The sequence below is a fragment of the Actinophytocola sp. genome, assembly GCF_035712165.1.
Classification (GTDB): domain Bacteria; phylum Actinomycetota; class Actinomycetes; order Mycobacteriales; family Pseudonocardiaceae; genus DASYTH01.
The window spans coordinates 1-8,217 of the sequence record NZ_DASTBH010000091.1; the positions used below are offsets into that span (position 1 = coordinate 1).

General features: G+C 73.1%; 10 protein-coding genes. 7 read left to right on the top strand and 3 right to left on the bottom strand.

What is annotated here, in order from left to right; all coding sequences use genetic code 11:
* The first annotated feature begins 58 nt into the window (after positions 1-58).
* From nadC to VFO68_RS04775, 4 genes are read left to right on the top strand one after another with little or no spacing between them, the layout of a single operon-like run.
* Positions 59-910 (top strand): carboxylating nicotinate-nucleotide diphosphorylase, encoded by an 852-nt coding sequence (gene nadC / locus VFO68_RS04760; RefSeq protein ID WP_325156915.1) that lies wholly within the window; start codon positions 59-61, stop codon positions 908-910.
* A gap of 44 nt (positions 911-954) precedes the next feature.
* Positions 955-1,950 (top strand): efflux RND transporter periplasmic adaptor subunit, encoded by a 996-nt coding sequence (locus VFO68_RS04765; protein WP_325156916.1) that lies wholly within the window; start codon positions 955-957, stop codon positions 1,948-1,950.
* A complete protein-coding gene (locus VFO68_RS04770; protein WP_325156917.1) occupies positions 1,947-2,645 on the top strand; it encodes an ABC transporter ATP-binding protein in 699 nt (232 codons plus the stop codon). The genes VFO68_RS04765 and VFO68_RS04770 overlap by 4 nt, the downstream gene beginning before the upstream one ends.
* Positions 2,645-3,928 carry an ABC transporter permease gene (locus VFO68_RS04775; RefSeq protein ID WP_325156924.1) on the top strand — a complete coding sequence of 428 codons (1,284 nt, stop codon included), beginning with the start codon at positions 2,645-2,647 and terminating at the stop codon, positions 3,926-3,928. The genes VFO68_RS04770 and VFO68_RS04775 overlap by 1 nt, the downstream gene beginning before the upstream one ends.
* A gap of 9 nt (positions 3,929-3,937) precedes the next feature.
* Here VFO68_RS04775 and VFO68_RS04780 read toward each other — a convergent pair whose 3' ends face one another.
* The gene (locus VFO68_RS04780; RefSeq protein WP_325156918.1) at positions 3,938-4,582 is read right to left on the bottom strand and encodes a lysophospholipid acyltransferase family protein; all 645 of its coding nucleotides are present in this window, start codon (positions 4,580-4,582) and stop codon (positions 3,938-3,940) included.
* Positions 4,583-4,625: 43 nt separating this feature from the next.
* Between VFO68_RS04780 and VFO68_RS04785 the strand changes: the two genes are divergently transcribed.
* Positions 4,626-5,225: a TetR/AcrR family transcriptional regulator gene (locus VFO68_RS04785; protein ID WP_325156919.1), complete on the top strand. Its 600-nt coding sequence runs from the start codon at positions 4,626-4,628 to the stop codon at positions 5,223-5,225.
* Here the strand turns inward: VFO68_RS04785 and VFO68_RS04790 are convergent.
* Positions 5,155-5,466 (bottom strand): hypothetical protein, encoded by a 312-nt coding sequence (locus tag VFO68_RS04790; protein WP_325156920.1) that lies wholly within the window; start codon positions 5,464-5,466, stop codon positions 5,155-5,157. The two genes, VFO68_RS04785 and VFO68_RS04790, sit on opposite strands and share 71 nt — an antisense overlap.
* A 44-nt stretch (positions 5,467-5,510) precedes the next feature.
* Positions 5,511-6,293, bottom strand: coding sequence for a carbon-nitrogen hydrolase family protein (locus VFO68_RS04795; protein WP_325156921.1), 783 nt, complete (start codon positions 6,291-6,293; stop codon positions 5,511-5,513).
* A gap of 58 nt (positions 6,294-6,351) precedes the next feature.
* Between VFO68_RS04795 and VFO68_RS04800 the strand changes: the two genes are divergently transcribed.
* Together VFO68_RS04800 and VFO68_RS04805 are read left to right on the top strand one after the other, a co-directional pair.
* Positions 6,352-7,905, top strand: a complete 1,554-nt coding sequence (locus tag VFO68_RS04800) for an ABC transporter substrate-binding protein (protein WP_325156922.1) — start codon at positions 6,352-6,354, stop codon at positions 7,903-7,905.
* A 31-nt stretch (positions 7,906-7,936) separates the two neighbouring features.
* Positions 7,937-8,217, top strand: a 281-nt coding sequence (locus VFO68_RS04805; RefSeq protein WP_325156923.1) for a histidinol dehydrogenase, incomplete at its 3' end; no start/stop codon positions are given.

Here is an 8,217-nt window from a genome sequence, read left to right on the forward strand (position 1 = left end):
GGCTCACGCCGTCCGGTCAGCCCGCGCTGGCCGGCCGGAGCCTGGCCCGGAGCGTGGCATGAGCGAGCCGACGAGCCACCATGACGCTGACACCGACCGGGTGATCGCCGCCGCGCTCGAGGAGGACCTGCGGTACGGCCCGGACGCGACCACCGCGGCGACCGTGCCGGCGGACGCCGTCGCGGTCGCGGAGCTGACCCCACGCCGGCCCGGCACCCTGGCCGGGGTGGACGTGGCGGTGGCCGTGTTCGACAGGGTGCTCGGCGCGGTCGAGGTGCTGCACCGGGAAGCGGACGGCTCGGCCGCGGTGCCCGGTGTGCCGGCGCTGGTGGTGCGCGGTCCGGTGCGCGGGTTGCTCACCGCCGAACGGACCGCGCTCAACCTGCTCTGCCACCTGTCCGGCGTGGCCACCGCGACCGCCGCCTGGGTGGCCGCGGTCGCCGGCACCGGGTGCGCGATCCGGGACACCCGCAAGACCCTGCCGGGCCTGCGGTTGCTGGAGAAGTACGCGGTGCGCTGCGGCGGCGGGGTCAACCACCGGCTCGGTCTCGGCGATGCCGTACTGATCAAGGACAACCACGTGCTGGCCGCCGGGTCGGTCGGCAAGGCGCTGGCGGCCGCGCGCACGCACGCCCCCGGGCTGCCGTGCGAGGTCGAGGTGGACAACCTCGACCAACTCGACGAGGCGCTGGCCGAACACGCCGAACTGGTGCTGCTGGACAACTTCAGCGTCGCCGAGTGCGCCGAGGCGGTGCGCCGCGCCGCGGGCACGCCGACCCGGCTGGAGGCCTCCGGCGGGCTGACCCTGGCGGTGGCCAGGGCCTATGCCGAGACCGGGGTGCACTACCTCGCCGTGGGCGCGCTCACCCACTCGGCGCCCGCGCTCGACCTCGGCATGGACCTTCGCTAGAACCCTTGTCCGGCGGCTATACACACGGTGTAGTGTCCGCAGCCATGATGAAGCTCACGGCCACGGTGCTGGCCGCGGTGCTGCTGGCGTCGGCCTGCTCGGCGTCCGGCCCGCCGCCCCAGTTACCCGACCTGGCCGCCCGGGGGACCCAACTGACGACCGCGACGCTGACCCGCCAGGACCTGGCGAACAAGGTCAGCCTCGCCGGCAAGGTCACCATGAACCCGATTTTCGGGCTGGTGGCGCCGATCGACGGGCAGATCCGGTTCGTCGAGGTCAAGCCGCCGACCGGCACGCCGACCAAGCCGACCAAGGTGGCCACCATCGTCACCCGGGGCAAATCGACCACCGTGGAGGTTCCGGCGGGCGCGACGCTGGCCGGCCGGCTGGTCGACGACAAGTCCACGGTGACCGCCGGAATGCCGATCGTGTCGGCGAAGTACGTCGGTTACGGCATCGTCGCCGACATCGACAGCGCCGAGGCCTACAAACTCGCCGACGCGCTCAGTTCCGTGCAGGCGCAGGTGAAGAACGGTCCGGGACCGTTCCCGTGCACGGTGCTCGGCACCATCGCCGCGCTGCCGGCCGGCACGATCCCGGAACCGCCTGCGCCGCCCGCCCAACCGGACTCCCAGCCTCAGCAGGGACAACCGGTGAACGCGCCACCCGTCGCCCAACCGCCTGCGCAGGGCAACGGCGAGCCCTCCGGCTCGGAGGCCACCGGGATGCGGCTGATGTGCACCGCGCCCGCCGACGTGAAGCTGATCAACGGCGCGGCCGCCACCCTGGAGGTGATCACCGCCCGGGCCAGCCAGGTGCTGGTGGCCCCGGTCGAGGCGGTGGCCGGGCGGCAGGGCTCCGGCCAGGTCGACGTCATGAGCCCGGACGGCACCCGGCAGACCAGGCAGGTCGAGCTGGGCCTGACCGACGGCCGGGTGATCGAGATCCGGTCCGGGCTGACCGGCACCGAGTCCCTCGCCGTGCCCGGGCCCAACCTGCCGGACGCGCCCGCCGGACCGGGAGGGCCGGGCGGGAAATGACACCACTCATCGAGCTTTCCGGGATCAGCAAGACCCTCAAGGGCCAGGGCGCACCGCGCAACGTGCTGTCCGGCCTGGACCTGACACTCCACAGTGGACAGAGCGTGGCCATCCTCGGTCGGTCCGGCTCGGGCAAGAGCACGCTGCTCAGCCTGATCGGGCTGTTCGACCGGCCGGACGAAGGCCGGTACCTGTTCTGCGGCAAGGACATCAGCCGGATCTCCGAACGCCGGGCGGCCCGGCTGCGCAGCGACGAGTTCGGGTTCGTGTTCCAGAGGTTCTTCCTGCTCAAACAACTCACCGCGGCGCAGAACGTGGCCATGGCGCTGGTCAACGGCCAGGGCTGGCTGTCCCGCCGCAAGCGCCGCGCCAGGATCATGGCCGCGCTGGACCAGGTCGGGATCGCGCACCTGGCCAAACACCGGCCGTCCCGGCTGTCCGGCGGCGAGCAGCAACGGGTGGCGATCGCGCGGGCGCTGGTGCGCGCGCCGCGCGTGCTGCTGGCCGACGAGCCGACCGGCGCGCTGGACACCGAGACCGGCAACCTGGTCGTCGACGCGCTGCACGCCAGCACCGCGCGCGGCTGTGGCCTGATCCTCGTCACGCACGACCACGACCACGCCGAGCGGATGGGCACCGTGCTGCGGCTGGGCGAGGGGAAGCTGCACCAGGCCGGCCCTCGGGTGCGGGCGTGATGGCGCTCTCCGGCCGGTTCCGGTCCGCCCTCGTCATCGGCGGCCAGGGCATCCGGGCCCGCAAGCTGCGCACGCTGCTGTCCATGCTGAGCCTGTTCCTCGGCGTGCTGGCCGTGGTCACCGTGCAGGCCGGGCTGGAGATCGCCAACCGGGCGCTGCTGGCCGACGTCGAGCTGAACCGGGGCAAGGACGGCACGACGATCCTCTACGTGCCGCCGTCGGCGCAGACCGTGCCGGTCGTGCTGGAGACGGTGCGGGACGTGCCCGGCGCGGTCGCGGTGATCCAGGCGAGCGCGGTCATCGGGGAGCCCGGGGTGAGCCCGCTGTACTGCGAACTGGACGGTTCCTGCCAGCCGGGGGGTGGTGGCCGCGGTTTCGAGGGACCGAAGTCGTTGGACGGCGCCCAACCGCCGCCCGGGCAGGCGATCGCGGTGCAGCTGAACGGTCTGAGCGGAGACATCCGGCAGTTCCGGCCGTTCCAGGCGGACGCGGGGCAGTGGCTGGACTTCTCCGGCCCGCCGTCGTTGTCGCCGAGCATCGTGCTGAACCGGTCCGCGGCCAAGGCGTTCACGCAGAACCGGGTGCCGGCCGAGCTGCAGATCAACTCGGGCGCGCAACATCCGACGCCGCGGTTCACCGGCGTGGTGCACGACGCCGGCTATGGCCCGTTCGCCTATGTCCGGGCCGACGAGCTGCTGAACTGGCTGCCGGCCAGCGAACTGGCGAACCAGAACGGGCCGGGGGTCATGGTGCTGCTCGCGCCGTCGGCGCGCGGGGTCGAGCAGACGCTGCGGGCCCGGCTGACCGGCCAGGGAGTCTCCGCGGACCAGTTCTTCACCGAGACGGTCAACTCCAGGGAGCACTACGTCGACCAGCTCAACCTGCTGCGGCTGATCTTCTTCGGCATGGCCGGGCTGGTCCTGCTGATCGGCGTGGCCGGCATCCTTAACGTCGGCCTGGCCACGGTCGGCGAACGGGTCGAGGAGTTCGCCCTGCGCCGGGCCGTCGGCATGCCGCGGCTGCTGCTGGCCGGCATCGTCCTGGCCGAGACGCTGATCATCGGCCTGCTCACCGCGCTGGCCGCGATCGGCGTCGGGATCGTGGGCCTCAACCTCGCCAGCGAGGTGCTCGGCAGCCGCGAGGCCATGCTGCGCGACGTGACCTTCCCTTGGCAGGCCGGCGTCGCCGGGGTGATCGCCGGTCTGGCCGCGGGCGTCCTCGGCGGTCTCATCCCGGCCATCCGCGCCGCCCGCATCCCGATCGCCACCGTCATGCGCGCCTGAGAGCAAGCGTCACATTGCTTTCCCGTGCTCGTTGTAGTGCCCCGCGCGGGGCTGGTTGGAGAGGGAGCCGATGGCGTGCATGATCTCGTCGGTGGTGCGCCGGCGGTCCTTTGCGGAGTCGGGGCGGCCGGTGGGCGTGAGCGGGGCGCCGAAGCGGATGGTGACCGGGCGGATGCGGGGCAGCCGGGTGCCGACCGGTTGGAGGTGCTCGGTTCCGGTGAGCGCCACCGGGACCACGGGGGCGCCGGTGGACAGGGCGAGCCAGGCGACGCCGGTGCGGCCGCGGTAGAGGCGGCCGTCCAGCGAACGGGTGCCCTCGGGGTAGATGCCGAACGCGCCGCCGGCGTCGAGCACCTCTCGCGCCGCCGACAGGGAGTCCTGGGCGGTGCGGTAGGTGCCGCGGCGCACCGGGACGGCGCCGAACGCGGTGAAGAACCAGCGGGTGCGGCGTGACTCGAAGTACTCGGCCTTGGCGAGGAACACCACCGGCCGGGGCGCCAGCAACGCGATCACCACGCTGTCGATGAACGACAGATGGTTGCTGGCCAGGATGACCGGGCCGCGCCGGGGGACGTTGCCGGCGCCGGCGATCACCGGCCGGTAGATGAGCCGGGCCGGCGGGGCGACGAGGAGCCTGGTGAGTCGGTAGCGCACCCCCGCACTATAGCGTCCGATCGTTCGGACGCTATAGTGCGGCATGCGGAGATCCGTGGCGCAGGCGCGCCAGACCCGCGCGGAGATCATCGAACGGAGCCTGGTGCTCGCCTCGGTGGCCGGCCTCGACGGGCTGACCATCGGCCGGCTGGCCGCCGACCTGGGCATGAGCAAGTCCGGCGTGCTCGGCCATTTCGGCAGCAAGGAGGCGCTCCAGGTCGCCGTGGTCGAGGCCGCCGCCGACCTGTTCGACCGCGAGGTGCCGGGCCGGGCCCGGGGCGCCGACCCCGGCCTGCCGCGCCTGGTCGCGCTGTGTGCCGCCTGGGTGGACTACCACGAGCACCCGCCGCTGCCCGGCGGCTGCCTGTTCACCGCCGCCGCCAGCGAGTTCGACGACCGCGAAGGCCCGGTCCGCGACACCCTCGCCGCCCTGGCCGGAGTCTGGCTGCGCGACCTGCGCCAGCACGTCCGCCTGGCGATCGGCGCGGGCGACCTCCCCGCGAACAGCGACCCGGATCAGATCCTGTTCGAGCTCACCGGCCACATCCTGGCGCTGCACAGCGCACTGCGGCTCAACCGGGATCCGACCGCTCCGGACCGCGCCCGCCGCGCAATCGCCCGGCTGCTCGGCTCCGATACCTGAGCACCGCCCACACCACGAAACACAGCACGCAGCCCACCGCCGCGACATCGCGCACGATCCGCAGCACCGGCGGCGCCTCCACCCGGTAGGCCACCAGCGCACAGATCAGCAGCGCCTGTCCGAGCCAACCCACCCACGTCGTCAGGTCGCGGTGCTTCCTGATCGCCGCGACCAACCGGTCGAACGTCAGGTACCCGAACAACGCCAACAGGAAAGCCGCCCCCACCAAGCTGTAGACCACCTGCCACGCGCCGGGTGGCCAGAAAGCGAGACATGTCGTCCGGCCTAACGCAGCCTGCGGTTGGCGAGCACCGGGATCGACTGCCGGGTCGACTCCACCAGACCGGGATCCACGTCCACCACGAGCATCCCCGGGTCGGCGGCGAGCTGGGCGTGCACCTCGCCGGTGGGGGTGGCGACGGTGCTGTAGCCGATGCCGGTGGGGGCCTTGGGGTCGGGGGTGTGCGGGTCGGCCTGACCGCAGGCGAGGACCCAGCAGGTCGAGTCCAGGGCGCGGGCGCGGACCAGCAGCTCCCACTGGGCGAGCTTGCCCTCCCCGGCGCCCCAGGACGCGGCCAGCAGGATCACCGTCGCGCCCCGGTCGGCGAGCGTGCCGAACAGTTCGGGAAACCGGACGTCGTAGCAGGTGGCCACGCCCAGCACGGTGTCGCCGAACGGCACGGTCACCGGCGTCGACCCGGGCGCCACGGTCCGTGACTCGGCGAACCCGAAGGCGTCAAACAGATGGATCTTGTCGTAGCCCAGATGCTGGCCCCGCCCGGTGACCAGCAACGTGTTGAACACCCGCCCGTCCGGCGCCGGGGTGAACATGCCGGCCACCACCAGCACGTCGTGCTCCTCGGCGATGTCCCGAACGGTGCCGGCCCACGGTCCGTCGACCGGCTCGGCCAGCCCGCCGAGGGGAACGCCGAAGCAGGCCATCGTCGCCTCGGGGAACAGCACCACCGACGCGCCGGCGGCGGCCGCGGACCGCACCCCGGACCGCACCAGTTCGAGGTTCGCCGACGGGTCCGGAGTGGAGGTGATCTGGCACAGAGCGGCTCGCACGCACCCCAGCCTCGCATATCCGACCCGCAGCCGGTCCTCGACGAGCTAGGGTCGGGCGGTGTCTCGCCGTCCCCGGTCCCCGCAGGTGTGCCTGGGCGTCCTGAGCGCGACCGCCCTGGTCCTGAGCGCGTGCACGGCCGACACCCCGTCCGCCTCCGGCGACCCGGCCGGCACCTCGCTGGTGATCGCGGTCGCCGAGGAGCCGGCGAGCCTGCATCCGCTGGCCGGCTTCGCCGAGCACGGCGCCGCCCGGATCTACGACGGGCTGGTCGAGCACCGCGCCGACGGGTCCGTGCGCCCGGTCCTCGCAGAGGACCTGCCCGAACCCGCCCCGGACGGGCGGTCCTGGACGGCCCGGCTGCGCCACGGGGTCACCTTCACCGACGGCACCGCGTTCGACGCCGCCGACGTGGTCGCCACCTACGCGGCGATCCTCAACCCGGCCTACGCCTCCTCGGTGCGCCAGCGGTTCGCCGTGCTGACCGCCGTCACCCAGGTGGACACCAGCACCGTGCGGTTCGACCTGGCCCAGCCCTACGCCCCGTTCCTGGACCTGCTGGTGCTCGGCATCGTGCCCAGCCAGTCGCTGGCCACCCCGGCCCCGGTCACCGCCGGCCCGCCGCCGCCGGGCACCGGACCGTACCGGCTCACCGAATGGCGGCCCGGCACGCAACTGTCACTCGAGGCCAACGAGTCCTATTTCGACGGTGCGCCGAAGATCAGGAAGGTGACGGTCGAGTTCCTTCCGGACGACGACACCCGGGCCGCGCGGATGCGGGACGGCAAGCTGGACGGCGCCGCGCTGCCACCCCGGCTGGCCCGCGCGTTCGACGGTGCGGGCGGCATCCAGGTGGTCGGGCACGGCGCGGCGGACCTGCGTGCGGTGCGACTGCCGGACACCAACCCGGTGACCGCCGACCCGGCGTTGCGGCTGGCGCTGAACTACGGGGTCAACCGCAAGGCGCTGGTGGAGGGTCCGCTTGCGGGCAAAGGCACGAGCGCGTCCACGCCGGTGCCGCCGGTGCTCGCCGAGTTCGTCGAGCCGGCCGCCGAATACCCCTACGACGTGACCAAGGCGCTGGACACGCTGGCCGAGGCCGGCTGGCTGCCCGGGCCGGACGGCACCCGGACCCGGGCCGGCGTGCCCGCCGCGTTCACGCTGCTCTACCCGGTGCGGGACAGCATCTCCCGGGAGTTGGCCACCGCGTTCGCGACCGCCGCCCAGGGCATCGGGGTGCGGGTGGAGGCGAAGGCGGCCGACCACGCGACGCTGACCGCCCGGGCCGGGCAGGACGCGGCGCTGGCCGCGTTCGGCAACCCGTTCGACCCGGACTTCGGGCTGTACCAACAACTGCGCGGCAAGATCAATCCGACGGCGGACGCGGCGCTGGACACCGGGCACACCGCGAGCGACCCGGCGCAGCGGGCCGCCGCGTACCGCAAGCTGCAGCGCGCCTACCTGGGCGCGCCGACGATGGTGGTGCTCGCGGCGCCGGATCACACCTACGTTATGCGGAACAACTGGACCGGCTACCAACCGGTGACCGACGCCGACCGTGCGGACTTCACCTGGGGCGCGTGGTGGAACCTGCACAGGTGGACGCCCCGTTAAAGGTCAAGCTGATGGGCATACCCTAAAGCTCATGCTCACCCGTATCGACCTGCGTGACCGAGTTCCGTCGCCGGCCGAACTGCGCGCCATCCTGCCGCGCGCCGAGGTGGACGTGGACGCGGTGCTGCACCAGGTCCGGCCGATGATCAACGCGGTGCGGGAGCGCGGGGTGGACGCGGCGCTGCAGTACACCGAGCGGTTCGACCGGGTGCGCCCGGAGACCGTGCGGGTGCCGGCGCTGCGGCTGACCCACGCGCTGCGCGAGCTGGACCCGGCCGTGCGGGAGGCGCTCGAGGAGTCGATCTCCCGGGC

Coding starts and splice junctions, on each gene's coding strand:
- VFO68_RS04770 (WP_325156917.1), top strand. CDS start 1,947: ATGACACCACTCATCGAGCTTTCCGGGATCAGCAAGACCCTCAAGGGC.
- nadC (WP_325156915.1), top strand. CDS start 59: ATGAGCGAGCCGACGAGCCACCATGACGCTGACACCGACCGGGTGATC.
- VFO68_RS04765 (WP_325156916.1), top strand. CDS start 955: ATGATGAAGCTCACGGCCACGGTGCTGGCCGCGGTGCTGCTGGCGTCG.
- VFO68_RS04775 (WP_325156924.1), top strand. CDS start 2,645: ATGGCGCTCTCCGGCCGGTTCCGGTCCGCCCTCGTCATCGGCGGCCAG.
- VFO68_RS04785 (WP_325156919.1), top strand. CDS start 4,626: ATGCGGAGATCCGTGGCGCAGGCGCGCCAGACCCGCGCGGAGATCATC.